The organism is Azohydromonas australica DSM 1124 (assembly GCF_000430725.1).
GTDB classification, from domain to species: domain Bacteria; phylum Pseudomonadota; class Gammaproteobacteria; order Burkholderiales; family Burkholderiaceae_C; genus Azohydromonas; species Azohydromonas australica.
Map to the genome: position 1 here is coordinate 227,230 of NZ_KE387203.1, position 24,909 is coordinate 252,138.

General features: G+C 71.2%; 25 protein-coding genes and 1 other RNA gene. 15 read left to right on the top strand and 11 right to left on the bottom strand.

Features of this window, described 5'->3' with window-relative positions:
* Positions 1–18 precede the first annotated feature (18 nt).
* The gene (locus H537_RS0120115) at positions 19–876 is read right to left on the bottom strand and encodes an undecaprenyl-diphosphate phosphatase (RefSeq protein WP_028999267.1); all 858 of its coding nucleotides are present in this window, start codon (positions 874–876) and stop codon (positions 19–21) included.
* A 77-nt stretch (positions 877–953) separates the two neighbouring features.
* Positions 954–1,523, bottom strand: coding sequence for a hypothetical protein (locus H537_RS44375; RefSeq protein WP_051243018.1), 570 nt, complete (start codon positions 1,521–1,523; stop codon positions 954–956).
* 112 nt (positions 1,524–1,635) lie between these two features.
* Between H537_RS44375 and H537_RS0120125 the strand changes: the two genes are divergently transcribed.
* The 3 genes from H537_RS0120125 to H537_RS0120135 all read left to right on the top strand — a co-directional run bounded on the left by H537_RS0120125 (position 1,636) and on the right by H537_RS0120135 (position 4,084).
* Positions 1,636–2,301, top strand: coding sequence for a protein-L-isoaspartate O-methyltransferase family protein (locus tag H537_RS0120125; RefSeq protein WP_028999268.1), 666 nt, complete (start codon positions 1,636–1,638; stop codon positions 2,299–2,301).
* Between the two features lie 15 nt (positions 2,302–2,316).
* Positions 2,317–2,652, top strand: a complete 336-nt coding sequence (locus H537_RS0120130) for a rhodanese-like domain-containing protein (protein WP_028999269.1) — start codon at positions 2,317–2,319, stop codon at positions 2,650–2,652.
* A gap of 88 nt (positions 2,653–2,740) precedes the next feature.
* A complete protein-coding gene (locus tag H537_RS0120135) occupies positions 2,741–4,084 on the top strand; it encodes a TolC family outer membrane protein (RefSeq protein ID WP_043459334.1) in 1,344 nt (447 codons plus the stop codon).
* A gap of 28 nt (positions 4,085–4,112) precedes the next feature.
* Here the strand turns inward: H537_RS0120135 and H537_RS0120140 are convergent, their stop codons facing one another.
* Positions 4,113–5,396 (bottom strand): 3-deoxy-D-manno-octulosonic acid transferase, encoded by a 1,284-nt coding sequence (locus H537_RS0120140; protein WP_028999271.1) that lies wholly within the window; start codon positions 5,394–5,396, stop codon positions 4,113–4,115.
* Between the two features lie 22 nt (positions 5,397–5,418).
* Complete coding sequence (locus H537_RS0120145) at positions 5,419–6,807, bottom strand: phosphomannomutase/phosphoglucomutase (RefSeq protein ID WP_028999272.1); 1,389 nt, start codon at positions 6,805–6,807, stop codon at positions 5,419–5,421.
* Between the two features lie 234 nt (positions 6,808–7,041).
* Here H537_RS0120145 and H537_RS44380 point away from each other — a divergent pair, with 234 nt between their 5' ends.
* The 3 genes from H537_RS44380 (at position 7,042) to H537_RS0120165 (ending at position 9,803) form a co-directional block, all read left to right on the top strand.
* A complete protein-coding gene (locus H537_RS44380) occupies positions 7,042–7,953 on the top strand; it encodes a DMT family transporter (protein WP_051243019.1) in 912 nt (303 codons plus the stop codon).
* A 352-nt stretch (positions 7,954–8,305) separates the two neighbouring features.
* Positions 8,306–9,010: an SGNH/GDSL hydrolase family protein gene (locus tag H537_RS0120160; RefSeq protein WP_028999273.1), complete on the top strand. Its 705-nt coding sequence runs from the start codon at positions 8,306–8,308 to the stop codon at positions 9,008–9,010.
* A 91-nt stretch (positions 9,011–9,101) separates the two neighbouring features.
* Positions 9,102–9,803 carry a class I SAM-dependent methyltransferase gene (locus tag H537_RS0120165; protein ID WP_084150836.1) on the top strand — a complete coding sequence of 234 codons (702 nt, stop codon included), beginning with the start codon at positions 9,102–9,104 and terminating at the stop codon, positions 9,801–9,803.
* A gap of 101 nt (positions 9,804–9,904) precedes the next feature.
* On the opposite strand, the gene H537_RS0120170 is transcribed toward H537_RS0120165, so the two are convergent.
* Positions 9,905–10,414 carry a DUF2231 domain-containing protein gene (locus tag H537_RS0120170; protein WP_028999275.1) on the bottom strand — a complete coding sequence of 170 codons (510 nt, stop codon included), beginning with the start codon at positions 10,412–10,414 and terminating at the stop codon, positions 9,905–9,907.
* A gap of 277 nt (positions 10,415–10,691) precedes the next feature.
* Between H537_RS0120170 and H537_RS44385 the strand changes: the two genes are divergently transcribed.
* Positions 10,692–11,369, top strand: a complete 678-nt coding sequence (locus H537_RS44385) for a L,D-transpeptidase (RefSeq protein WP_064736007.1) — start codon at positions 10,692–10,694, stop codon at positions 11,367–11,369.
* A 98-nt stretch (positions 11,370–11,467) separates the two neighbouring features.
* On the opposite strand, the gene H537_RS56305 is transcribed toward H537_RS44385, so the two are convergent.
* Entirely contained in the window at positions 11,468–11,599 is a 132-nt protein-coding gene (locus H537_RS56305) for a hypothetical protein (protein WP_259375240.1), read from the bottom strand.
* Here H537_RS56305 and H537_RS56560 point away from each other — a divergent pair.
* Entirely contained in the window at positions 11,598–11,972 is a 375-nt protein-coding gene (locus H537_RS56560; protein WP_051243020.1) for a hypothetical protein, read from the top strand. The genes H537_RS56305 and H537_RS56560 overlap by 2 nt on opposite strands.
* A gap of 236 nt (positions 11,973–12,208) precedes the next feature.
* Here H537_RS56560 and H537_RS0120190 read toward each other — a convergent pair whose 3' ends face one another.
* The gene (locus H537_RS0120190) at positions 12,209–12,592 is read right to left on the bottom strand and encodes a cupin domain-containing protein (protein WP_028999276.1); all 384 of its coding nucleotides are present in this window, start codon (positions 12,590–12,592) and stop codon (positions 12,209–12,211) included.
* A gap of 145 nt (positions 12,593–12,737) precedes the next feature.
* On the opposite strand from H537_RS0120190, the gene H537_RS0120195 reads away from it, so the two are divergent.
* A complete protein-coding gene (locus H537_RS0120195; protein ID WP_028999277.1) occupies positions 12,738–13,517 on the top strand; it encodes an SDR family oxidoreductase in 780 nt (259 codons plus the stop codon).
* A gap of 57 nt (positions 13,518–13,574) precedes the next feature.
* Here the strand turns inward: H537_RS0120195 and ssrA are convergent.
* From ssrA to ompA, 4 genes are all read right to left on the bottom strand, one after another.
* Positions 13,575–13,934, bottom strand: a transfer-messenger RNA (tmRNA) gene (gene ssrA, locus H537_RS50375).
* A 21-nt stretch (positions 13,935–13,955) separates the two neighbouring features.
* A complete protein-coding gene (gph, locus tag H537_RS0120200) occupies positions 13,956–14,621 on the bottom strand; it encodes a phosphoglycolate phosphatase (RefSeq protein ID WP_043459336.1) in 666 nt (221 codons plus the stop codon).
* A 37-nt stretch (positions 14,622–14,658) separates the two neighbouring features.
* Positions 14,659–15,360, bottom strand: coding sequence for a bifunctional 2-polyprenyl-6-hydroxyphenol methylase/3-demethylubiquinol 3-O-methyltransferase UbiG (gene ubiG / locus H537_RS0120205; RefSeq protein WP_028999279.1), 702 nt, complete (start codon positions 15,358–15,360; stop codon positions 14,659–14,661).
* An 82-nt stretch (positions 15,361–15,442) separates the two neighbouring features.
* Positions 15,443–16,096, bottom strand: a complete 654-nt coding sequence (ompA, locus tag H537_RS0120210) for an outer membrane protein OmpA (RefSeq protein WP_028999280.1) — start codon at positions 16,094–16,096, stop codon at positions 15,443–15,445.
* 275 nt (positions 16,097–16,371) lie between these two features.
* Between ompA and gyrA the strand changes: the two genes are divergently transcribed.
* From gyrA to H537_RS0120240, 6 genes are read left to right on the top strand one after another with little or no spacing between them, the layout of a single operon-like run.
* Positions 16,372–19,038, top strand: a complete 2,667-nt coding sequence (gene gyrA, locus H537_RS0120215; RefSeq protein ID WP_028999281.1) for a DNA gyrase subunit A — start codon at positions 16,372–16,374, stop codon at positions 19,036–19,038.
* A gap of 1 nt (position 19,039) precedes the next feature.
* Complete coding sequence (locus tag H537_RS0120220; RefSeq protein WP_028999282.1) at positions 19,040–19,600, top strand: DUF2059 domain-containing protein; 561 nt, start codon at positions 19,040–19,042, stop codon at positions 19,598–19,600.
* 4 nt (positions 19,601–19,604) lie between these two features.
* Positions 19,605–20,705: a 3-phosphoserine/phosphohydroxythreonine transaminase gene (gene serC, locus H537_RS0120225; RefSeq protein WP_028999283.1), complete on the top strand. Its 1,101-nt coding sequence runs from the start codon at positions 19,605–19,607 to the stop codon at positions 20,703–20,705.
* Positions 20,698–21,804, top strand: coding sequence for a prephenate dehydratase (pheA, locus tag H537_RS0120230; RefSeq protein ID WP_043459340.1), 1,107 nt, complete (start codon positions 20,698–20,700; stop codon positions 21,802–21,804). Before serC ends, pheA begins: the two co-directional genes overlap by 8 nt.
* 2 nt (positions 21,805–21,806) lie before the next feature.
* Complete coding sequence (locus H537_RS0120235) at positions 21,807–22,691, top strand: prephenate dehydrogenase (protein WP_043459342.1); 885 nt, start codon at positions 21,807–21,809, stop codon at positions 22,689–22,691.
* A gap of 50 nt (positions 22,692–22,741) precedes the next feature.
* Entirely contained in the window at positions 22,742–24,790 is a 2,049-nt protein-coding gene (locus H537_RS0120240) for a bifunctional 3-phosphoshikimate 1-carboxyvinyltransferase/cytidylate kinase (protein ID WP_028999286.1), read from the top strand.
* Positions 24,791–24,909: the final 119 nt, after the last annotated feature.

The following is a 24,909-nucleotide window of genomic DNA, read 5'->3' on the forward strand; positions in this document are numbered from 1 at the left end:
TGTTGGAAAGCTTTTTGGTCAATCCACCCACTCGACCCAGCCCGTGTAGGCCGTGACCAGCACGATGGCACCGAAGACGATGCGGTACCAGGCGAAGGGCACGAAGTCGTGCGTGGAGACGTAGCGGATGAGCCAGCGGATGCACAGCAGCGCGCTCACGAAGGCCACCACCGTGCCCACCGCGAACATCGGCAGGTCGTGCAGGTGCAGCGCGTCGCGCTGCTTCCACACCGAGTACGCGCCGGCGCCCATCAGCGTCGGGATGCCCAGGTAGAAGCTGAACTCGGTCGCGGCCTTGCGCGAGAAGCCCAGCAGCATCGCGCCCATGATGGTGGCGCCGGAGCGGCTGGTGCCGGGGATCAGCGCCAGGCACTGCAGCAGCCCGACCTTGAGCGCGTCCAGCCCGCTCATCTGGTCCACCGTCTCCACGCGCGCCAGGCGCTGGCCCTCGGAATCGGACTGGCCGTAGCGGGCACGGTGGATGCGCTCGATCCACAGGATCAGCAGCGCGCCCACGATGAAGGCCATCGCCACCGGCACCGGCTTGAACAGGTGCGCCTTGATGGTCTTGCCCAGCGCCAGGCCCAGCACCACCGCGGGGATGAAGGCCACCAACACGTTGAGCGCGAAACGCCGCGCCACGGGGTCGCTGCCCAGCCCGCGCACCGTGCCCAGCAGCCGCTGCCGGTACTCCCAGACCACGGCGAACATGGCGCCGGTCTGGATTGCAATCTCGAACACCTTGGCCGTCTCGCCGCCGAAATTCAGCAGCGAGCCGGCCAGGATCAGGTGTCCGGTAGAGGAAATCGGCAGGAACTCCGTCAGACCCTCGACCACGCCCATCACGGCGGCCTTCAACAGCAGCATCCAGTCCACGTCAGCTCCGCTCAACGCAAAGCCGGTGATGTTAGCCGCCGCTCGTTGCGCGCCCGCGACGGTTGCCGCGGCAACGCTCAGCGTGCCGGCACGGGCGTGAAATGCACCACGAGCCCCTGCGCGGTGACGTCGATGGGCCCCACGTCCCGTCCCGCGCGCTGCAGCCGCCCGCGCTGCTCCTCGGGCATCTGCCACAGCGCCAGGCCTTCGAGCAGCTGCTCCGCCAGCAGCCGGCCCACGCGCTGCGAGGAGGCCGGCAGCCCGCGCGGCAGGGTGTCAAAGTCCAGCCGCTGCACACGCACCTGCGACAGGCGCAGCGTGGCGTCCTGCGGCTCCCAGCGCAGCGCGCTGTCGAAGCCGATGCGCCCGGCGTGATTGGAGTCGAACAGCCGCTCGCGCAGCTGCAGCGCGAAGTCGCAGGCCAGCCGGTTCTGGTCCGGCAGCAGCGCCACGTGCGGCGCGCTCAGCGTGAGGTCCAGCACCTCCAGCACCCGCTGCGTGCGCGGGAAGCGGCGCGCCAGGCGCTCGTCGAGGTCGGACTGCGAAAAGGTGAGCTGCGAAGGCAGCCCGAGGCTGCCGCAGCCCGCCAGCGCGAAGCCCAGCGGCGCGAGGCCGGAGAGCAGCAGACGGCGGCGCGAGAGGGTCATGGAGAAATTCTAGGCAGTCGCGCGCAACCCTTATGGCGCCGCCGCAAGCCCCATGACATGGGGGCCGCCTAGAATCCGCGCCGTCGATTCACGCCGTCTCACCCACACAACCATGAACGTCGAACAAGCCCGCTTCAACATGATCGAGCAGCAGATCCGCCCCTGGGATGTGCTGGATCCGGAAGTGCTCACGCTGCTGGGCGTGATGAAGCGCGAGGATTTCGTGCCCGCGTCGCAGCGGGCCCTGGCCTTCGTGGACATGATGGTGCCGCTGCGCGAAGGCGGCGCCGCCGGCCAGTGCATGCTGGAGCCCAAGGTCGAGGCCCGGCTGCTGCAGGAGCTTCGCCTGCAGCGCCACGAGAAGGTGCTGGAAGTCGGCACCGGCTCGGGCTACATGGCTGCGCTGCTGGCGCACCGCGCGCAGCAGGTGTTCACGCTGGAGATCGTGCCGGAGCTGGCGGACCTGGCCCAGGCCAACCTCAAGCGTGCCGGCGTGAGCAACGTCACCGTGCGCAAGGCCGACGGCTCGCAGGGCCTGCCCGGCGAGGCGCCCTTCGACGCCATCGTGCTGTCGGGCTCGGTGGCCTCGGTGCCGCAGGCGCTGCTGGACCAGCTCAAGATCGGCGGCCGCCTGGTGGCCGTCGTGGGCCAGGAGCCGGTGATGCGCGCCACGCTCTTCACCCGCACCGGCGAACGCGAGTTCGGCGAGGTGCGCCTGTTCGACACCGTCGCGCCGCGCCTGCTCAAGTTCCCCGAGCCGACGCGCTTCGCCTTCTGAGCCACGGGCCGAGCGATGCCGCGCCTTCGCGTCACCGAGCTGCAGGACTTCCTGCAGGCGCAGTCCGCGCGCGAGCCCGTGCTGCTGGACGTGCGCGAGCCCTGGGAGATCGAGCGCGCCGCGCTGCGCCTGCCGGGCGCACGCGCGCTGGACATCCCCATGGGCGAGCTGACCTCGCGCCTGAACGAGCTGCCCGACGACGCGCCCATCGTGTGCCTGTGCCACCACGGCGTGCGCAGCGCCCACGTGGCGGCCTGGCTGGAGCGCAACGGATTCGACGAGGTCTGGGACGTGGTCGGCGGCATCGACGCCTGGTCGCTGGAGATGGACCGCGCGCTGCCGCGCTACTGAAATCCCGGGCGGCCGTGCCGCGCCCTGGCTGACGAAACAAGACTCCCGGGCCGCCCGGCGGCGGCCCGCCAATACTCCCCTGCCCCACATGCCGTCTCCGAAGAAACTCCGCCGTCTGGTTGGCCTGCTGCTGGCACTGGCCGGCGCGGCGCAAGCGCAGGGGCTGACCGAGCTGTACCAGGCCGCTCGCGGCTTCGATGCCACCTACCTCAGCGCGCGCGCGCTGGCCGAGTCGGCCCCCTACCGCGCGGCGCAGAGCAATGCGCTGAACCATCCCAGCATCGGCCTGGCCGGCAGCACCACGCGCACCGACGGCCACCTGAGCAGCGACACGTTCAGCCGCTCGCGCGACTCCAACGCCAAGCAGCTGGCGATCAACGCCCGCCAGCCGCTGTTCAACCGCGCCAACAGCGCCACCATCGCCCAGTCCCAGCGCAGCCTGGAGGGCTCGCTGGCGGAGCTGCAGGTGGCCGAGCAGGACCTGCTCGTGCGCGTGGCGCAGGCCTACTTCGACGTGCTGTCGGCGCAGGACACGCTGGGCACCACGCGCGCGAGCAAGAAAGCCATCGCCGAGCAGCTGGCCTCGGCCAAGCGCAACTTCGAGGTCGGCACCGCCACCGTCACCGACACGCGCGAGGCGCAGGCGCGCTACGACCTGGCCACGGCGCAGGAGATCGCGGCCGACAACGACCTGCGCACCAAGCGCACCGCGCTGGACCAGCTCGTGGGCCGCAGCGGCGTGCAGCCGCTGCCGCTGCGCCAGCCGGTGCAGCTGCCGGCGGAGCTGGCGCCCGAAGACGTCGAGCGCTGGGTCGAGGCCAGCCGCTCACTGCATCCGCAGGTGCAGCGCGCGCAGGCCGCGCTGGAGATCGCGCGGCTGGAGACCGAGAAGGCCCGCGCCGGCGCACTGCCCACCGTGGACCTGGTGGGCTCGGTCGCGCGCGGAAACACCAACGGCGCCGGCGTTTCCGGCACCACCAGCGACGGCACGCTGCAGACGCGCAGCGTCGGCGTGCAGCTCAACCTGCCGCTGTACGCCGGCGGCTCGATCAGCAACCGTGTCGAGGAGACGCTGCGCCTGGAAGAGAAGGCGCGCAACGACCTCGAAGCCGCGCAACGCAGCATCGCGCTGCAGACGCGCCAGCTCTGGAGCGCGGTGCAGTCGGGCCGCGCGCAGGTGGGCGCGCTGGAGGCGGCGGAGAACTCCAGCCGCCTGGCGCTGGAGGCCACGCAGCTGGGCTACCGCGTGGGCGTGCGCGTGAACCTGGACGTGCTCAACGCCCAGACCCAGCTCTACACCACGCAGCGCGACCTCTACCGCGCCCGCTACGACCTGCTGGTGGGCGCGCTCAAGCTGCGCCAGGCCGCGGGCCTGCTGGAGCCGGGCGACCTGCGGCCGGTGGAGGGGATGCTGCAAGGGACGGCGCCCTGACCGGATCGGCCGGGGCGGACGCCGTCCCTCAGATCACCGCCGGCAGCAGCCCCACGATGCGTTCGGCCATGCGCTCGGTGGCGCCGCGGTGGCGGCTGGCGAACGTGAGAGACCGCTCGACCCAGCCGTTGCGCTGCGGGTCGATGGCCAGCATGGCCGCATAGACCACGCCCTGCCGGATGTCGGCCGCGCGCATCGCCGCGCGCGCCTGCACCGCCAGCTCCGCGGCCTCGGCGAAGTTGAAGGTGTGCGGCCCCAGCACCAGCGGGCAGCCGCAGGCCGCGGCCTCGATCAGGTTCTGCCCGCCCAGCGGCTCGAAGCTGCCGCCCAGCAGCCCGGCGTCGGCGCAGGCGTAGTAGGTCGCCATCTCGCCGATGGAGTCGCCCAGCCACACGTCGGCCTGCGCTGCTTCCTCCGGCGGATCGCCCTCGCCCCAGCTGCCGCGGCGCACGCAGCTGAAGCCGGCCTGCGCCACCAGGCCCGCCACCTCGTCGAAGCGCTGCGGATGGCGCGGCACCAGCACCAGCAGCGGGCGCGGCTGCGGCAGCTCGCGCCAGGCCGCCAGCAGCGGCGCCTCCTCGTTCTCGCGCGTGCTCGCGGCCAGCACCACCGGGCGCTGCAGCCGCGCGCGCCAGCGCTGCCCGCGCTCCAGCAGCGCCAGCGGGGGCGCGATGTCGAACTTCAGGTTGCCGCACACCTCCACCGAGGGCGCGCCCATGTCGCGCAGGCGCTGCGCGTCGTCCTGCGTCTGCGCCAGCACGCGCAGGAAGCTTGCGGCGGCCGGGCGCATCAGCGACGCGTAGCGCTCTCCCTTGCGCTGGCTCTTGACGCTCAGCCGCGCGTTGGCCAGCACCATGGGCACGCCCTCCTGCTGGGCGACGTGCAGCAGGTTGGGCCAGACCTCGGTCTCCATCAGCACGCCCATGACCGGGCGGTGATGGCGCAGGAAGCGGCGCACCGCGCCCTTGGTGTCGTAGGGCAGCCAGGTGTGCACGTCGCCGGCATGCAGCAGCGGGTGCCCGGCAGCCCAGCCGGTGGCGGTGCTGGTGGTCAGCAGCAACCGCAGGTCCGGGCGCAGCGCACGCAAGGCAGCGATCAGCGGCGCGGCCGCGCGCGTCTCGCCCAGCGACACCGCGTGCAGCCACAGCAGCCGCCGCGGCGGCGGCGCCGGGTACTCGTAGCGGCCCAGGCGCTCGCCCAGGCGTTCACGGTAGGCCGGCTCCTTGCCGCCGCGCCGCCACAGGCGCAACAGGTAGGCCGGCGTCAGCGTCCACAGCAGACTGCCGTAGAGCGAGCGCGTGAGCGCAGCCACTGCCGTTCGGGCTTTCGTGCGCTCAGTGCGCCGCCGCGGCGATCCGGGCGTCGGGCTTGACGGCGCGCAGCGCGGCCATGAAGTCCGCCTCGATGCGCTCCAGCGCCTCGCTGGTGTGGCCCTCGAAGCGCATCACCAGCACCGGCGTGGTGTTGGAGGCGCGGATGAGGCCGAAGCCGTCCGGATAGTCCGCGCGCAGCCCGTCGATGGTGACCAGCTCGCTGCCCGGGAACTGCGCGGTCTCGCGCAGCTTCTCGATCAGCGCGTGCGGCTCGCCCTCCTCGCAGGCGACGTTGAGCTCGGGCGTGTTGAAGCTCTGCGGCAGCGCGTTGAGCACGGCGCTGGGGTCCTGCTCGCGCGAGAGGATCTCCAGCAGCCGCGCGGCGGTGTACATGCCGTCGTCGAAGCCGTACCAGCGCTCGGAGAAGAAGATGTGGCCGCTCATCTCGCCGGCGATGGGCGCGCCGGTCTCCTTGAGCTTGGCCTTGACCAGCGAGTGCCCGGTCTTCCACATCAGCGGCTCGCCGCCGGCCTCGCGCACCATCTCGGTCAGGCGCTGGCTGCACTTGACGTCGTAGATGATCTGCGCGCCGGGGTGGCGCTGCAGGATGTCGCGCGCGAACAGCATGAGCTGGCGGTCGGGGTAGATGATCTGGCCGTCGCGCGTGACCACGCCCAGGCGGTCGCCGTCGCCGTCGAAGGCCAGGCCCAGCTCGGCCTCGGTGGCGTTCACGACCTTGATCAGGTCGGCCAGGTTCTCGGGCTTGCTGGGGTCGGGATGGTGGTTGGGGAAGTCGCCGTCCACGCGGCTGTAGAGGTCGATCACCTCGCAGCCCAGCGCGCGCAGGATGGCCGGGGCGGTGGCGCCGGGGATGCCGTTGCCGCAGTCCACCACGATCTTCATCGGGCGCGCGAGCTGGCAGTCGCTGACGATGCGGTGCGTGTACTCGGGAACGATGTCCATGGCGGCGATGCGGCCCTTGCCCTGGGCGTAGTCCTCGGCCTCCATGCGCTTGCGCAGGCCCTGGATCTCCTCGCCGTAGATGGCGCGGCCGGCCAGCACCATCTTGAAGCCGTTGTAGTCCTTGGGGTTGTGGCTGCCGGTGACCTGGATGCCGCTGTGGCAGCCGAACTTGCCGCGCGTGGCGGCCACGTAATAGAGCATGGGCGTGGTGACGGCACCGATGTCCACCACGTCGAGGCCGGTGGAGGCCAAGCCGCGCATCAGCGCCGCGGCCATGCCGGGGCCGGAGACACGGCCGTCGCGGCCCACCACCACGGCGCGCTCGCCGGCGGCCAGCGCCTCGGTGCCGAAGGCCCGGCCCAGGTGCTCGGCAAAGGTCTCGTCGATCGTCTGTCCCACGACGCCGCGGATGTCGTAGGCCTTGAACGCGGATGCGGCTGTTTGCATGGATGTCCTCCTGGCGGGCGATTGTAGGCAGCCCCCATGGGCCTCCCGCGGCCCGTGCGGCCGGTGCCCGCGCACCGGAGCGCAGCCGGCGGCTGCCTATGATCGAACGATGCAGTTCACATCGATCGCGGCCCCCAGGGGCCATTGCCGTGCCCGCGCACCCCGCGCCGCTTCCCGGGCCTCCCACCATACCCGGCCCGTGCCGCCCGGCCCGCTGCGCGCGGGGAGGCCGGCATGAAGGGCCGTGACCGGCTGGAGCTGGTGCTGCTCGCGGCGCTGTGGGGCGGCTCGTTCCTGTTCATGCGGCTGGCGGTGCCGGCCTTCGGCGCCTCGGCGCTGGCGGCGCTGCGCGTGGCCGTGGCCAGCGCGGTGCTGCTGCCGCTGCTGCTGTTCACCTTGCCGCGGCCCCTGGCCGCCTGGAGCGGGCGCTGGAGGGCGCTCACGGTGGTGGGGCTGCTGAACTCGGCCTTGCCCTTCCTCTGCTACAGCTACGCGGCGCAGTCCATCAGCGCCGGGCTGGCCTCCATCTTCAACGCCACCACGCCGCTGTGGGGCGCGCTGGTGGCGTGGCTGTGGCTGGGCGAGCGGCTGAACGGGCAGCGCCTGCTGGGCCTGGCGCTGGGCTTCGCCGGCGTGCTAGGACTGGCCTGGGACAAGGCCAGCTTCAAGGGCGGCGCGACGGACACGGGCCTGGCGGTGTTGGCCTGCCTGGCGGCCACGCTGATGTACGGCATCGCGGCCAATGCCACGCGGCGCTGGCTCACGGGCGTGCCGGCGCTGGCGCTGGCCACCGGCAGCCAGATGGTGGCCACGCTGGCCTTGGCACTGCCGGCTGCGCTGGCCTGGCCGGCGCAGCCCATTGGCGCCACGGCCTGGACCGCGGCGCTGGCGCTGGGGGTGCTGAGCACGGGCGTGGCCTACGTGCTGTATTTCCGGCTCATCGCGCGGGTGGGACCGGCCAACGCGACGACGGTGACGTACCTGATCCCGCTGTTCGCGGTGCTGTGGGGCGCGCTGGCACTGCAGGAGGCAGTGACGCTGTCGATGCTGGCCGGCGGGGCGGTGATCCTGCTGGGCACCAGCCTGGCCACGGGCTGGTGGCAGCCCTTCGGCCCGGCGCGGGATCCAGGCAAGCCTGCGCGCTGAGCGGGCCCGCGCCGCTCCGCCGTCCGCACCGGCGGCGCCGCCGCGGCACGCCTGAAGCCGGCAACCGCCGGCCAACCCGTCCGGGTACCAGCGTCGGCACCCGTGCGGGCCGGTTCAAGGCGCGCTGGAACCAGTGACGGCAGCCCTTACTTCTGCTGCTTCTGCTGGCTCTTCCGGTCCTGCTGCTTCTGAGGCGGCTTGTCCTGACCTTGCTGGCTCGAGCCGCTCTTCTGCTGGGTCATGGCGATCCTTTCAAGGGCAACGGCAACATTGCCGGTGCCGCGGCGCGGGCAAGCGAAGTGCGCACCAACATGATTCGGGCGCGGGGCATGCGACCTGCCGCACCGGGCGCATGGACCATTTCCCGAGCGCGCGCCGGCGCTGGCTGTGCGCGGCTTCCGCGGCGCTGCTGGGCACGGCGGCCCGCGCCGCGCCACCGCCCTTCACGTTGCTGACCTTCGGCGACTCGATCCTGGATTGCGGGCACTACAACCCGCACGGCGTGACGCCGGGGGCGCTGCTGGTGCGCAACGACGACAGGCTGTTTCCCGAATTCCAGGGCCGGGACCTGACACGGCGTTACGGCACGGCGGCGCTGGAGCACCGCGCGATGGACGGCGCCACGGTGGCGGGCCTGGACGCGCAGGCGCGCGGGCTGCGCCCGCCCGCCGGTGCGGCGGCAGCATTGCTGACCGTGGGCGGCAACGACCTGCTGCGCGGCCTGGCGGCCGACACGGGCACGGGCCTGCGCGCGTTCGAAAGAGCGCTGGAGGCCTTCCTGCGCGCGCTGCCGGTGCGCCCGGTGCTGCTGGGCACGGTGTACGACCCCACCTTTGGCGACGATGCACGCAACTTCCTGGGCGTGCCGGCACGCCTGGCGCGGGCCAACCACCGGCGCGTCAACGAGGTGATCGGCGCCCTGGCCGCGCGCCACGGACGGCTGGTGGACCTGCACGCGCACTTCCTGCGCGGGGATCCTTCGTGGTTCACCCGCACCATCGAGCCCAGCCTGACGGGCGCTTCCGAGGTGCGCCGCGCCTTCCTGGCGGCGCTGTAACCCCGGGGCCCGGGACTCGGGCACCCCGGTTGCACCACCGTCCGTTCACCGCGAACACTCGCGCAGGACAACCGCAGGAGGCCCACCGCTCATGAGCTCCACGCCCGAAGCCGCCCGGCGCGGCAAGCATGCCCCCTCCTCCCGGCACGACGGCACGGCGCCGCCGGCGGCCATGCCGGCGCACAGCGTCGAGCGCACCTACGACCGCTTCTCCTCCCTCTACGACCTGGTGTTCGGCAGCGTGCTGGAGCCAGGCAGACGCGCCATGACGCAGGCCGCCGCGGCGCTGCAGCCCGACTCGGTGCTGGAGGTGGGCGTGGGCACGGGCCTGACGCTGGCGGGCTACCCGGCGCACACGCGTGTGGTGGGCGTGGACCTCTCGGCCGAGATGCTGGAACGCGCGCGCCAGCGCGCCGCAGCGCTGCCGGGCCGCGACATCTCGTTGCACCTGATGAACGCCGAGGCCATGGACTTCGAGGACGACAGCTTCGACTGCGTGACCATGCCCTACGTGCTGTCGGTGACGCCGCAACCGTCGCGGCTGGTGGCCGAGGTGCGCCGCGTGTGCCGCGCCGACGGCACCATCCTGGTGGTGAACCACTTCAGCGGCAGCCGCTTCTGGTGGCTCATGGAGCGCGCCGTGCGCTCCATGGCGCAGCGGGTGGGCTTTCGCTCCGACTTCGGTTTCGAGGAGCACATCCTCGCGCACGACTGGCAGCTGCAGGCCGTGCAGTCGGTCAACCTGTTCGGGCTGTCGCGCCTGGTGGTGCTGCGCAACACCAAGCCGCGCTGAGCCGCGGCGCCGGGCAGCGGCCCGGCGGACGGCGCGGCTGTAATTCCTTCGGCAAGCGGCCGGCGCCTCAAGCGGGCTGCCGGCGGGCCTCGGTCAGGCGCTCAGCGGCCTTTCAGCGGCGCGCGGCCGCTCTCGGAGCTGTGGTCGCGCAGCGAGCTTCCGGCATTCAGCCCGGCGTTGTCCGAGACGCCCACGCCCAGCCGGCTGACCAGCTCGCCGCCCAGCCACGCCGTCACCAGCGCCAGCGCCCCGGCGGCGAAGGACAGCACAAAGGCGCCGGCTTCGGGCGCCTCGGGCGTGCCGCGGCGCAGCAGCCAGCTGCCCAGGAAGACGCCCATCACCACCAGGTTGCCCACCCCGTGCAGCAGCCCGATGCGCTTGGCGCGCGTGCCGGCAGGGATGGCCAGCCAGTCGATGGTGCCGAAGGGCGCGGCCACCAGCCCGGTGAGCAGGCCCACGGAGATCAGGCAATAGGAGACGAAGGCCATCGTGCCGTTGCCGCCGACCAGGTACACCAGGTCGAACAGCAGCGCGGTGGCCAGCAGCCCCAGCGGGAAGACGATGAGTTGCTGGTGCACGGGATGGCCCAGCAGGCGGGCGCGGCTTTCCATGACGGGACTCCTTCGGCGACATGGCGCCGGGCATGTGGGCTTTGGACAAAACCAGGAGCCGCTGAGGCCGTTGCGCGACGTGCCCGCTGCACAGGCTCCGCCGCCGGCCAGCCGCTCCGGCGCTCTGGCTGGCGTTTCGCAATCGGGATGCCGGGACGGCGGCCTCAGGCCCTCCCCCGGTGAAAGGCCTGGGCGCGGCGCCGGGAACTCGCCTTGCCTGCAGCCGTGCAACCAGGGCAACGGGAGAACGGTCTTGAACGGGTGCAGGCGTTTATCGATGCTGCTGGCGGGGCTGACGCTCGCCGGTGCGGCGCTGGGGGCGCCGCGGGCGGATTTCGGCACGCAGCGTCCCACCAGCGAGACGCGCCGCATGGCGGACTGGGTCGTGTCCACGGACGACGCGCAGTCGAAGCCCTTCCTGCTCGTGGACAAGCGCAAGGCGCGGCTGTACGTGTTCGATGCGGCCGGCAAGCTGCGCGGCGCCTCGCCGGTGCTTCTGGGCTCGGCGCGCGGCGATGACACCGTGCCCGGCATCGGCGAACGGCCGCTGGCGCAGGTGCTGCCGCACGAGCGCACCACGCCGGCCGGGCGCTTCCAGGGCGAGATCGGCCACAACATGCGCGGCGAGGACGTGCTGTGGGTGGACTACGAGGCCGCGGTCTCCATGCACCGCGTGCTCACGACCAACCCGAAGGAGCGCCGGCTGCAGCGCCTGGCGACGCCGCGCGCGGATGACAACCGCATCTCCTACGGCTGCATCAACGTGCCGGTGGCCTTCTTCGAGAAGGTGCTGATGCCGGTCAGCCGCAGCGGCGCCGCGCCCGTGGTGTACGTCCTGCCGGAAGTGCGTCCGCTGCGCGAGGTATTCCTGCGCCTGCCGCCCTACGCGACGGCGCTGGCCCAGGCCTCGAACGGCGCCGGCCGCAGCAGCGCTACCAAGCCCCTGCTGCCCTAAGCCCGACCCCGCCCTGGAGGCCAAAGCAGAAAGGGACCGCCGAGGCGGTCCCTTTGTCTTGCAGCACAAGGGCTTCGCGTGGAAGCCCCGCTGCGGACTCAGTTGCGGTCGGTGCGCGGTGCGCGGGTGCTGCTGCCGCTGCCGTAGCTGCTGCCCGTCGAGCCGGTGCCCATGCTGCTGCCGGTGGAGCTGCTGCCGGACATGCCCGTGCCCGAGGAGGAACCACTCATGCCCGACGAGGTCGAGCCGCTGCCGGTGGTGCTGCTGGGCGCGTTGTTGCCCATGGTGCCCGGGGTAGTGCCCATGTTGCCCGACGTGCTGTTGCCAGTGGCGCCAGTGGTGCTGGAGCCCGTGCCCGAGCCGGTGGTGCCCATGCTGCCGGAGCTGGTGCTGCCCGTCCCCGCACCGGTGGTGCTGCCCATGCTGGAGCCGGTGGCGCCAGTCGCGGAAGAACCGGAGGTGCTGCCCGTGCCCGCGCCAGTGACGCTGGGGCTGGTGGCCGAGTTGGGGCCGGTAGGCGCCGGCACGCCCGGGGTTGCGCCGCCCATGCCCGTGCTGCTGGGGCTGTCCGTCGTACCCGAGCCGGTGGTGGACTGCGCGTAGACCAGACCGGAAGCCGTGGCCGCACAGAGGGCGGCGGCCAAAAGGCTCTTGCGAACGATGCTCATGTGATCGACTCCTGATGAGTTAAGCCGACGTCGGCGCCTGATGGTGCGGAACATGCAGTTCCGTGCCATCGGGCGTCGCGTCCTGGCCTTGAGGAGTCGGCAACGCACGTGCCCGGTACAGGTCGTGGCCCGCGCCGCGAGCCGCGATCGTTCTTCGCGGAACGGTCTGGCTCAGGCGCGCACGAACAGCGTCACCAGCGGCTCGTCGCCAAGCTGGCGGCTGCGGTGGCCGTGCAGCGCGGGGTCGAACACCGCGCCTTCGGGCAGCGTGTCGGCGGAGTAGAAATGCTCGCCCGGGCCGAAGACGCGGGTGCTGCCGTCCTGCAGCCCGATCTCCATGCGTCCGCGCAGCACGAACAGCCATTGCGGGTTGCCCGTGCAGTGGAAGTCGCTCTTGAAGCCCACCGGGCTCTCGCGCAACTGCAGCGCGGCCGCGGGCATGAGCTGCGACAGCCGCGACGCGGGCGTGCCTTCGGACAGGGCAATCTCCACCTCGCGGAAGCGGGCACGGCCGTCGGCGTCGGTGAAGAGCTGGACTTGGGTAAAGGTGTTCATGGCGCGATTGTGGCCGCGCCCCGAACCTGCTCCGGAGGCCTGCATGGGGCTGCGACATACTGCGCGTCCCCGGGCACGGCCCGGGCCGGCGCGGCCGCCGTCCCGGGCGTCGACTTCTCAACCAACTCTTCCACGAGACATCCCCATGAACAGCAGCACTCCTCACGACAAGGTCGCCCTCGTCACCGGCGCGGGCAGCGGCATCGGGCGCGCGTGCGCGCAGGCGCTGCTGCGCGACGGCTGGCGCGTGGTCTTCGCCGGGCGGCGGCTGCAGCCGCTGGAAGAGGCCATCGTGGCGGCGGGCGATCCCTGGGGCGACATCGGGCAGCGCGCGCTGGCGCTGAGCGCGGACGTGTCCGACGCCGCGGCCGTGCAGCGGCTCTTCGACACGCTGCAGCAGCGCTTCGGGCGGCTGGACCTGCTGTTCAACAACGCCGGCACCTTCACCGCGCCCACGCCGCTGGAGGAGTTGCCGCTGGAGCGCTGGCAGTCGGCGGTGGACGTGAACCTGCACGCGCCCTTCCTGTGCACGCAGCAGGCGTTCCGGCTGATGAAGCAGCAGTCGCCGCGGGGCGGGCGGATCATCAACAACGGCTCGATCTCGGCGCACGTGCCGCGGCCGCTGTCGGCGGCCTACACCATCACCAAGCACGCCATCAGCGGCCTCACGCGCGCCGCGGCGCTGGAAGGGCGGGCCTTCGACATCGCCGTGGGGCAGATCGACATCGGCAACGTCGCCACCGACATGACGGAGCTGATGGCGCAGGGCGCGCTGCAGGCCGACGGCAGCGTGCGCTCCGAGCCGCGCATGCGCATGGACGCCGTGGTGAGCACCTTTCTGGCCATGGCGCGGCTGCCGCTGGAAGCCAACGTGCTGACCATGACCGTGATGGCCACCGGCATGCCCTACGTGGGCCGGGGCTGAGCGGGCGTACCAATGAAAAAGCCCTGCCGCTTGCGCGACAGGGCTTTTTGCTGTGATTGGTGGAGCCGGGGGGAATTGAACCCCCGTCCGCAAGCCATCACCGGACAGTTCTACATGTTTAGCTGACTGATTTGAGTCTCACCCCGCGGGTCGCGCAGCAGCACGCTACCCGTGGAGCCAGTCACTTGATCTCGCTACCGACCGAGTGACCCGGTCAGCAACCAGCCGATGTGAATGACCTCTCAGCCCTTGCGGGCCCGGCCCATCGGCCTGCCGTTGAGAGGCTCACCGGTGTTAAGCGGCGAGGGCGAAACGTTCGTCGTTCGCAGTTACTTTGTTCCAGTGGATTTACGAGCGAACTGGTGCTCGACATGCCCTGCGCCGGATCCGCACCCACGTCGAAACCGGGTCGGCCCCTTTGCTGAGGAAGCATCTATTTTAAGCCAGTTCAAGCCACTTCAAGAGCCCAAGGGGATTTTCGATCACGGCATCGGCGCCCCACTCGTGAATCGGCTCACTCTCGCCCAAGTAGCCCCAGGCGGCGGCCAGCGTGGCCATGCCCGCGGCGCGCCCGGCCTGCACGTCGCGCAGGTCGTCGCCGACGTAGACGCAGGCCTGTGGCGCCACGCCCACGCGGCGAGCCGCCTCCAGCAGCGGCTCGGGATGCGGCTTGGAGTGCGCCGTGGTGTCGCCGCAGATGAGGGCGGCGGCGCGCTCCTGCAAGCCCAGCCCCTGCACCACCGGCAGCGTGAAGCGCTCGTGCTTGTTGGTCACGATGCCCCAGCGCAGCGCCGCGCGCTCCAGCGCCTGCAGCACCGGCACCATGGCCTCGAACACGGCCGTGCGCTGCAGCAGGCCCTGGGCATAGCGCTGCAGGAATTCGTCGCGCAGCGCCTCGAAGCCGGCGTCGCCGGGCGCGCTGCCGAAAGCCGCGCCAACCATGCCGCGTGCGCCCGTACCCACCATCGGGCGCAGCCGCTCGTAAGGCACTTCGGGCAGGCCGCGCGCCACGCGCATGGCATTGGCGGCACCGGCCAGGTCTGGGGCGCTGTCGATGAGCGTGCCGTCAAGATCGAAGAGCACGCAACGGATAGAGGCGGTCATGGGCAACAGCAGCCGGCGCGCAGGCGCCGGACGTTCGTCAGGCCGGCTTGCGCAGGGCGAAGAGGTAGTTGACGCTGGTGTCTTGCGTCAGCGAGTAATGGCGCGTGAAGGGGTTGTATTCCAGCCCTCGCGTGCGCTGCAGCTCCAGCCCGGCCTCGCGGCACCAGCGCGCCAGCTCGCTGGGACGGATGAATTTCTCGTACTCGTGCGTGCCGCGCGGCAGCAGCTTGAGCACGTACTCCGCGCCCACGATGGCGAACAGGAAGGCCTTGGGATTGCGGTTGAGCGTGGAGAAGAAGACCCAGCCGCCGGGCTTGACCAGCGCGGCACAGGCGGCCACCACGGACTCCGGCGCGGGCACGTGCTCCAGCATCTCCATGCACGTCACCACGTCGAAGCGCGCCGGCTGCTCGGCCGCCAGCGCTTCCACGGGTACCTCGCGGTAGTCCACGTTGTGCACGCCGGACTCCAGCGCGTGCAGCTGCGCGACCTTCAGCGGCTTGACGGCCAGGTCGATGCCCAGCACCTGCGCGCTGCGCTGTGCCATGGCTTCGGCCAGGATGCCCCCGCCGCAGCCCACGTCGAGCACCTGCTTGTTGGCCAAAGGCACCAGCGACTCGATCCACTGCAGCCGCAACGGATTGATCTGGTGCAAGGGACGGAATTCACTGTCGGGGTCCCACCAGCGGTGGGCGAGCTCGCTGAACTTGGCCAGCTCCTGGGGGTCGGCGTTGATCATGGCGCCCATCGTAGCCCTACAGAAAAGCACAAACCCCGCCGGGGCGGGGTTTGCTGACGCATCGGTCCGAAGACCCGACGGCTTACTTGGCGCGCGTACCGACCACTTCGATCTCGACGCGGCGGTTCTTGGAACGGCCGTCGGCGGTCTTGTTGTCGGCCACGGGCTGCTTCTCGCCCTTGCCTTCGGTGTACACGCGGTTCTTCTCGACGCCCTTGCCCACCAGGTAGGTCTTGACGGCTTCGGCGCGGCGCACCGACAGACGCTGGTTGTAGGCATCGGTGCCGACGGAGTCGGTGTGACCCACGGCGATGATGACTTCCAGGTTCACGCCACCGGTCTTGGCCACCAGGTCGTCCAGCTTGGCGCGGGCTTCGGGCTTCAGCACAGCCTTGTCGAAGTCGAAGAACGCGTCAGCGGCGTAGGTGACCTTCTCGCTCACCGGAGCGGGCGGCACGACGGCCGGGGCCGGGGCGGGCGCCGGAGCCGGGGCCGGGGCAGCGGCCGGCGGAGCCACGGGGGCGGGCGCGGGCGGCTTCAGCGCGCCGTCGCAGGCCTTGTCGGCGGTGGCCGGCGTCCAGGAGGAATCGCGCCAGCACAGTTCGTTGGTACCGTTCTTGACGACCGTGCCGTCCGTGGCACGCCAGTTGTCGACCGTCTGGGCAAACGCGCTCGACAGCGGGGCAGCAAGCGCGGCGGATGCAAACAGCACCGCCACGGCGTTCAGTTTCTTCATTGATTCTCCTCTCAAGGAAAGCCGCAGGACTCTGCGAAACGTCCGAATCGGAAGCAAGACAACCCGGCAAACACCCGGTCTCGCGAGCGATCACCACCGACGACCCATTGTGCCATCGGGGGTTTCTTGACCCGCCCATTTTGGCCCGGACGCCCCGGCGTGGCGCCTTCCCCTGTTGCGCCGGAGCTACAGGCCGTGCCGCTTAGAATGGTCGATCCGCTGCTTTACGCGGAGCCGGCTCCGCGCCCGCGCGCGAAGGTCGTGCCCGTCGTCTCATGACCCAGTTCGCCAAGGAAACCCTGCCCATTAGCCTCGAAGAGGAGATGCGGCGCTCGTATCTCGATTACGCCATGAGCGTGATCGTGGGCCGCGCCCTGCCCGATGCGCGCGACGGCCTCAAGCCTGTGCACCGGCGCGTGCTGTACGCCATGCACGAGCTCAACAACGACTGGAACCGCCCGTACAAGAAGTCCGCCCGCATCGTCGGCGACGTGATCGGTAAATACCACCCGCACGGCGACAGCGCGGTGTACGACACCATCGTGCGCATGGCACAGGACTTCAGCCTGCGCCACATGCTCGTGGACGGCCAGGGGAACTTCGGCTCCGTGGACGGCGACAACGCCGCGGCCATGCGCTACACCGAGATCCGCCTGTCGAAAGTTGCCCACGAGATGCTGGCCGACATCGACAAGGAAACCGTCGATTTCGGCCCCAACTACGACGGCTCCGAGAAGGAGCCGCTGGTGCTGCCCACGCGGCTGCCCAACCTGCTGGTCAACGGCAGCGCCGGCATCGCCGTGGGCATGGCCACCAACATCCCGCCGCACAACCTCAACGAGGTCGTGGACGCGTGCCTGCACCTACTGGGCGCGCCCGAGGCCACGCTCGACGAGCTCATGGAGATCATCCCGGCGCCGGACTTCCCCACCGCCGGCATCATCTACGGCCTCAACGGCGTGCGCGAGGGCTACCGCAGCGGCCGCGGCAAGGTGGTGATGCGCGCGCGCTGCCACTTCGAGGACATCGGCAAGAACGGTGAGCGCCAGGCCATCGTCGTTGACGAGATTCCGTACCAAGTCAACAAGAAGACGCTGCTGGAGCGCATCGCCGAGCTCGTCAACGAGAAGAAGCTCGAAGGCATCAGCCACATCCAGGACGAGTCCGACAAGTCCGGCATGCGCGTGGTGATCGAGCTCAAGCGCGGCGAGGTGCCGGAGGTCGTGCTCAACAACCTCTACAAGCAGACGCAGCTGCAGGACAGTTTCGGCATCAACATGGTCGCCCTGGTGGACGGCCAGCCCAAGCTGTGCAACCTCAAGCAGCTGCTGGAGATCTTCCTGGAGCACCGGCGCGAGGTCGTCACGCGCCGCACCGTGTACGAGCTGCGCCGCGCGCGCGAGCGCGGCCACGTGCTCGAAGGCCTGGCCGTGGCGCTGGCCAACATCGACGAGTTCATCGCCATCATCAAGGCGGCACCCACGCCGCCGCTGGCGCGCACGGAGCTGATGGCGCGCAGCTGGGACTCGTCGCTGGTGCGCGAGATGCTTGCCCGCGCCCAGACCGGCGCCATCGGCGGCCGCGAGGCCTTCCGCCCCGAGGGCCTGCCCTCGCACTACGGGCTGCAGCCCGACGGGCTGTACCGCCTCTCCGACGAGCAGGCCGGCGAGATCCTGCAGATGCGGCTGCAACGCCTCACGGGCCTGGAGCAGGACAAGATCATCGGCGAGTACCGCGACGTGATGGCCACCATCGCCGACCTGCTCGACATCCTGGCGCGGCCCGAGCGCGTGACGACCATCATCAGCGACGAGCTCAAGGCGCTGCGCACGGAGTTCGGCCAGACCAAGGTCGGCGCGCGGCGCTCGACCATCGAGCACAACGTGCAGGAGCTCGGCACCGAGGACCTGATCACGCCCACCGACATGGTCGTGACGCTCTCGCACACGGGCTACATCAAGAGCCAGCCGCTGGCCGAGTACCGCGCACAGAAGCGCGGCGGGCGCGGCAAGCAGGCGGCGCAGACCAAGGAAGACGACTGGATCGACCAGCTCTTCATCGCCAACACGCACGACTGGATCCTGTGCTTCTCCAACCGCGGGCGCGTGTACTGGCTCAAGGTCTGGGAGGTGCCGCAGGGCGGGCGCGCCTCGCGCGGCAAGCCCATCGTCAACATGTTCCCGCTGCAGCCCGACGAGAAGATCACCGTCGTGCTGCCGCTCACGGGCGAGTTCCGCACCTTCCCCGGCGACCACTACGTGTTCATGGCCACGGCCCTGGGCACGGTCAAGAAGACGCCGCTGGACGAGTTCAGCAACCCGCGCAAGGCCGGCATCATCGCCGTCACGCTCGATGACGGCGACTACCTCGTGGGCGCGGCGCTCACCGACGGCCAGCACGACGTGATGCTGTTCTCCGATGGCGGCAAGGCGGTGCGCTTCCCCGAGGACGATCTGCGCCCGATGGGCCGCAACGCGCGCGGCAACCGCGGCATGAACCTGGAGCCGGGCCAGAGCGTGATCGCGATGCTGGTGGCCGAGGACGAGTCGCAGAGCGTGCTCACCGCCACCGAGAACGGCTTCGGCAAGCGCACGCCCATCACCGAGTACACGCGCCACGGGCGCGGCACCAAGGGGATGATCGCCATCCAGCAAAGCGAGCGCAACGGCAAGGTCGTGGCCGCCACGCTGGTGCGCGAGGCCGACGAGATCATGCTCATCACCGACCGCGGCGTGCTGGTGCGCACCCGTGTCTCCGAGATCCGCGAGATGGGCCGCGCCACGCAGGGCGTGACGCTGATCGCGCTGGACGACGGCGCGCGCCTGGGCGGCCTGCAACGCATCGTCGAGAACGATGCCAACGTGGAAAGCGCTGCTTCACCCGAAGCTGGCGAAGCGAACGACAACGCCGTCGCACCCGAGGCCGGCGAGGAGAACAACTGACATGTGGAAGTCGATCGCGCTGGCCGCGGCGCTGGCCGTGGCCGGCGGTGCACACGCCCAGACCAAGAAGGAGCTGGTGCAGAAGGTGCTGCAGTTGCAGCAGCCCAGCCTCGAAGGCATGGCGCGCAGCCTGGCCGAGCGCCCGGCGCTGCTGATGCTGCAGCAGGCCGGCCAGCTGGTGCAGGCCCGCGTGGCGCCCGAGAAGCGCGAGGCGCTGGCCAAGGACCTCCAGGCCGAGGCCAAGAAGTACGCCGAGGAGGCCGTGCCGGCGGCGCGCGAGCGCGTGGTCAAGCTCGCGCCCTCCACCGTCGGCGCGCTGCTGGAGGAGAAGTTCAGCGAGGACGAGCTCAAGCAGGTGATCGCCTGGATGGAATCGCCCGTGAACCGCAAGTTCCAGCAGCTCATGCCCGAGATGGAGCAGTCGCTGGCGCAGAAGCTGGGCGCGGATCTGGCCCCGACGCTCGACCCGAAGATCCAGCGCATGGAGCAGGCCATGCGCAAGCGCTTCGAAGCCGCCGGCGTGCCCGTGCCGGCCGCCAGCGCCCCCGCCGCCAAGAAGTGAAGCCATGAAGCAGCGCCCCTACAACTTCTCCGCCGGCCCGGCGGCCCTGCCGGCCGAGGTGCTGGAGCAGGCCGCCGCCGAGATGCTCGACTGGCACGGCAGCGGCATGAGCGTCATGGAGATGAGCCACCGCGGCAAGGAGTTCATCTCCATCGCCCACCAGGCCGAGGCCGACCTGCGCCGCCTGCTGGCGGTGCCGCCGAATTTCCACATCCTGTTCATGCAGGGCGGCGGCCTGGCCGAGAACGCCATCGTGCCGCTGAACCTCTCGGGCGGCGCGGCGGTGGACTTCGTGGTCACCGGCAGCTGGTCGCAGAAGTCGTTCAAGGAAGCGAAGAAGTACTGCGACGCGCAGCTCGCTGCGACCAACACCGCCGACGACGGCAGCCACACCACGCTGCCCGACCCGGCCAGCTGGAAGCTGCGCCGCGGCGCGCGCTACCTGCACGTGTGCAGCAACGAGACCATCCACGGCGTCGAGTTCCAAGAGCTGCCCGACCTCAAGGCGCTGGGCAGCGACGCGCCGCTGGTGATCGACTGCTCCTCGCACATCCTCTCGCGCAGCATCGACTGGTCGCGCGTGGGCCTGGCCTTCGCCGGCGCGCAGAAGAACATCGGCCCGGCCGGGCTGACCATCGTCATCGTGCGCGAGGACCTGGTGGGCCACGCGCTGCCCGCGTGCCCCTCGGCCTTCGACTACAAGACGGTGGCCGAGCACGGCTCGATGTTCAACACGCCGCCCACGTACGCCATCTACATCGCCGGGCTGGTGTTCCAGTGGCTGCTGCGCCAGGGCGGCGTGGCCGAGCTGGAGCGCCGCGCCGTGCAGAAGGCCGAGCTGCTCTACGGCGCCATCGACGCCTCGGGCTTCTACAGCAACAAGGTCGCGCCGGACTGCCGCTCGCGCATGAACGTGCCCTTCTTCATGCCCGACGAGCGGCTGTACGCGCTCTTCCTGGCGGGTGCCGTGGAGCGCGGGCTGCTGCAGCTCAAGGGCCACAAGTCCGTCGGGGGCCTGCGCGCCTCCATCTACAACGCCATGCCGCTCGAAGGCGTGCAGGCGCTGGTGTCCTACATGACCGAGTTCCAGGCGCGCCATGGCTGACGACCACACCTCCCTGCCCCAGGACCTGCCGGGCCTGCGCGTGTGCATCGACGCGGTGGACCGCGAGCTGCTGGCGCTGATCAACCGCCGCGCCGCGCTGGCGCAGGCGGTGGGCGAGATCAAGAAGAAGGAAGGCTCGCCGGTGTTCCGCCCCGAGCGCGAGCAGCAGGTGATCGAGGGCCTCAAGGCCGTCAACCCCGGGCCGCTGCGCAACGAGAACCTGGCGCCGATCTGGCGCGAGCTGATGTCGGCCTGCCGCGCGCTGGAGACGCCCACGCGCGTGGCCTTCCTGGGCCCGGCGGGCACCTTCAGCGAGGAGGCGGCGCTCAACTACTTCGGCAGCTCCATCGTGCGCGTGCCCTGCGCCAGCATCGACGAGGTGTTCCGCGCCACCAGCGCCGGCTCGGCCGACTTCGGCGTGGTGCCGGTGGAGAACTCCACCGAGGGCGCCGTGGCGCGCTCCATGGACCTGTTCCTCACCACGCCGCTGTCCATCGTCGGCGAGACCAGCCTGCTGGTGCGCCACAACCTGCTGCGCCTGCGCGAGGACCTGGACGGCATCCAGGCCGTGTGCGCGCATCCGCAGGCGCTGGGGCAGTGCCACGAGTGGCTGTCGCAGCATCTGCCGGGCGTGGAGCGCCGCCCCGTGGCCAGCAATGCCGAGGGCGCGCGCCTGGCGGCGCAGGACCCGTCGCTGGCCGCGCTGGCCAGCGTGCGCGCGGGCAACGAGTTCGGGCTGCACCTGGTCGCCCCCGGCGTGCAGGACGACCCGCGCAACCGCACCCGCTTCGTGATGGTGGCCGACCCGCAGTGCCAGAGCCTGCCCGCCCCGTCGGGCATGGACTGCACCAGCCTGGTGGTGGCGGTGGCCAACCGCCCCGGCGCGATGGTGGACCTGCTGGTGCCGCTCAAGGCCGCCGGCGTGTCGATGACCCGCTTCGAGTCGCGCCCGGCGCGCTCGGGCCAGTGGGAGTACTACTTCTACGTCGACCTGCAGGGCCATCCCGAGGAGCCGCACGTCGCGCAGGCGCTGCAGACGCTGCGCGCGCATTGCAGCTTCTTCAAGCTGCTGGGCGGCTACCCGCTGGACCGGCACTGACCATGCGTTTCGAGCGGCTGGCGCTGGTGGGCTGCGGCCTCATGGGCGGCTCCTTCGCCCTGGCGCTGCGCCGCGCCGGGCTGGTGAACCAGGTCGTGGGCTGCGGCCCCGACGCCGCCGCCCTGGACAAGGCGCTGCGGCTCAACGTCATCGACGCGGTCGCCGACTCGGCGGCCCAGGCGGCCCAGGGCGCCGACCTGGTGCTGGTGGCGGTGCCGGTGGCGGCCACCGAGGGCGTGCTGGCCGCGGTGGCGCCGGTGCTGGGCCCCGATGCGCTGCTGATGGACGTCGGCAGCACCAAGCGCGACGCCGTGGCCGCGGCGCGGCGCGTGCTGGGCGAGCGGCTGGCGCGCTTCGTGCCCGCGCACCCCATCGCCGGCAAGGAGACGGCCGGCGTGGCGCATGCCGACGCGGCGCTCTACGTCAACCGCCACGCCATCCTCACCCCGCTGCCGGAGAACCCGGCCGAGCTGGTGCAGCGCGCCACGGCGCTGTGGGAAGCCCTGGGCGCGCGCGTGCGCTGCATGGACCCGCAGGCGCACGACGCCGCCTTCGCCGCCGTCAGCCACCTGCCGCACCTGCTGGCCTATGCCTACTTCGAAGGCGTGGCGCACCAGGCCGAGGGCGCCGACTTCCTGGCCCTGGCCGGACCGGGCTTTCGCGACTTCACGCGCATCGCCGCCAGCGACCCAGTGATGTGGCGCGACATCCTGCTGTTCAACCGCGACGAGGTGCTGAGCCAGCTGCAGCACTTCCGCCAGGCGCTGGACGGCTTCGAGCAGCAGCTGCGCGCGGGCGACGCCGCGCCGCTGGAAGACCATATCCGCCAGGTGGCGCAGGCGCGCGCGCGCTGGCATCTGGGCGCGCCGCCCTCACAGTCCCGCTGAACACCCTCGCGTGCCGCTCCCGTGCGGCGCGCGGCCCACGCGACCCACGCATGTACGACCTTCCCTTCCTCGACCTGCCCCCGCTCACCGGCGCCGCCGGCACGGTGCGCCTGCCGGGCTCCAAGAGCATCTCCAACCGCGTGCTGCTGCTGGCCGGCCTGTGCGAAGGCCAGACGCTGGTGCACGACCTGCTCGACTCCGACGACACGCGCGTGATGCTGGACTCGCTGGGCCGCCTGGGCTGCGGCGTGGAGCCCGGCACCGCCGGCGGCCCGCTGCGCGTCACGGGCCTGGGCGGACGGCTGCAGGTGCACGAAGCGCAGCTCTTCCTGGGCAACGCCGGCACCGCGATGCGCCCGCTCACCGCGGCGCTGGCGCTGCTGGCCGCCACGCAGGGCGGCAACTTCGAGCTCTCGGGCGTGCCGCGCATGCACGAGCGCCCCATCGGCGACCTGGTGGACGCGCTGCGCCAGCTCGGCTGCGGCGTGGAGTACCTGGGCCAGGATGGCTACCCGCCGCTGCGCCTCACGGGCGCCGCCGGCGGCCGGGTGGACACGGCCGCGCCCATCCGCGTGCGCGGCGACGTCTCCAGCCAGTTCCTCACCGCGCTGCTGCTGGCGCTGCCGCTGGTGAGCGCGGACGGCGCGATCACGGTCGAGGTGCAGGGCGAGCTCATCTCCAAGCCCTACATCGACATCACGCTCAAGCTGCTGGCGCGCTTCGGCATCGAGGTGCAGCGCGAGGGCTGGGAGCGCTTCACCATCCCGCAGGGCAGCGCCTACCGCTCGCCGGGCGAGGTGTGGGTGGAGGGAGACGCCTCCTCGGCCTCGTACTTCGTGGCGCTGGGGGCGATCGCCGCCACCGACGCGCCGGTGCGCATCGAGGGCGTGGGCAGCGAGTCGATCCAGGGCGACGTGGCCTTCGTGGACGCCGCGCGCGCCATGGGCGCCTCGGTGCACCTGGGGCCCAACTACATCGAGGTGCAGCGCGGCGCATGGCCGCTGCGCGCCATCGACCTGGACTGCAACCACATTCCCGACGCGGCCATGACGCTGGCGGTGATGGCGCTGTACGCGCGCGGCAGCACGCGGCTGACCAACATCGCGAGCTGGCGCGTCAAGGAGACCGACCGCATCGCCGCCATGGCCGCGGAGCTGCGCAAGGTGGGCGCCACGGTGGTGGAAGGCGAGGACTTCATCGAGGTGTCGCCGCCGCCGGCCTCGGGCTGGAAGGCCGGCGCCATCCACACCTACGACGACCACCGCATGGCGATGTGCCTGTCGCTGGCGGCGTTCAACCCGCTGGCCTCGGCCGACCCGGTGGTGCCGGTGCGCATCCTGGACCCGCGCTGCGTGGCCAAGACCTTCCCCGACTACTTCGAGACGCTGTTCAGCCTCTCCACCACCGAGCGCTCGCTGGTGCCCGTGATCACCATCGACGGCCCCACCGCCTCGGGCAAGGGCACGCTGGCGAGCTCGGTGGCGCAGGCGCTGGGCTACCACACGCTGGATTCGGGCTCGCTCTACCGCGTCACGGCGCTGGCTGCCCTCACCCGCGGCGTGGACACCACCGACGGCCCGGCGATGGCTGCGCTGGCGCGCGGGCTGAACCTGCGCTTCGAGGGCGAGCGGCTGTGGCTGGACGGCCGGGACGTCAGCGGCGAGCTGCGCCGCGAGGAGGTGGGCACCACCGCCTCACGCATCTCCGCGCTGCCGGAGCTGCGCGCGGCGCTGTACGCGGTGCAGCTGGCCTTCCGCCGCGCCCCGGGGCTGGTGGCCGACGGGCGCGACATGGGCACCGTCATCTTCCCGGACGCGCCGCTGAAGGTGTTCCTCACCGCCAGTCCGGCCATGCGCGCCGAGCGCCGATATAAGCAATTGATTTCAAAAGGAATTTCTGCTAGCATCGACGAGCTCCGGGCCGACCTTGAGTCCAGGGACGAGCGGGATCGCAACCGCTTGATCGCTCCCTTGAAGCCGGCCGAGGACGCGCTGCTGCTGGACAACTCGGCACAGACGGTGGAGGCATCGACCGACATCGTGCTGAAGTGGTGGGCGCAGCGCGGACCGTTCGGGGACGGCGGCACGCCGCAGTCCTGAACGCCGGAGCACCCCGGGACCGCTGTCCCGCTGCCTTCGCACCGCCTGGGCAGTTTCCCCGCACCGCAAGGCGCGCCGGGGCAGCGGATTCGCAACCTAACCCAGCAACGGCAGTTGCA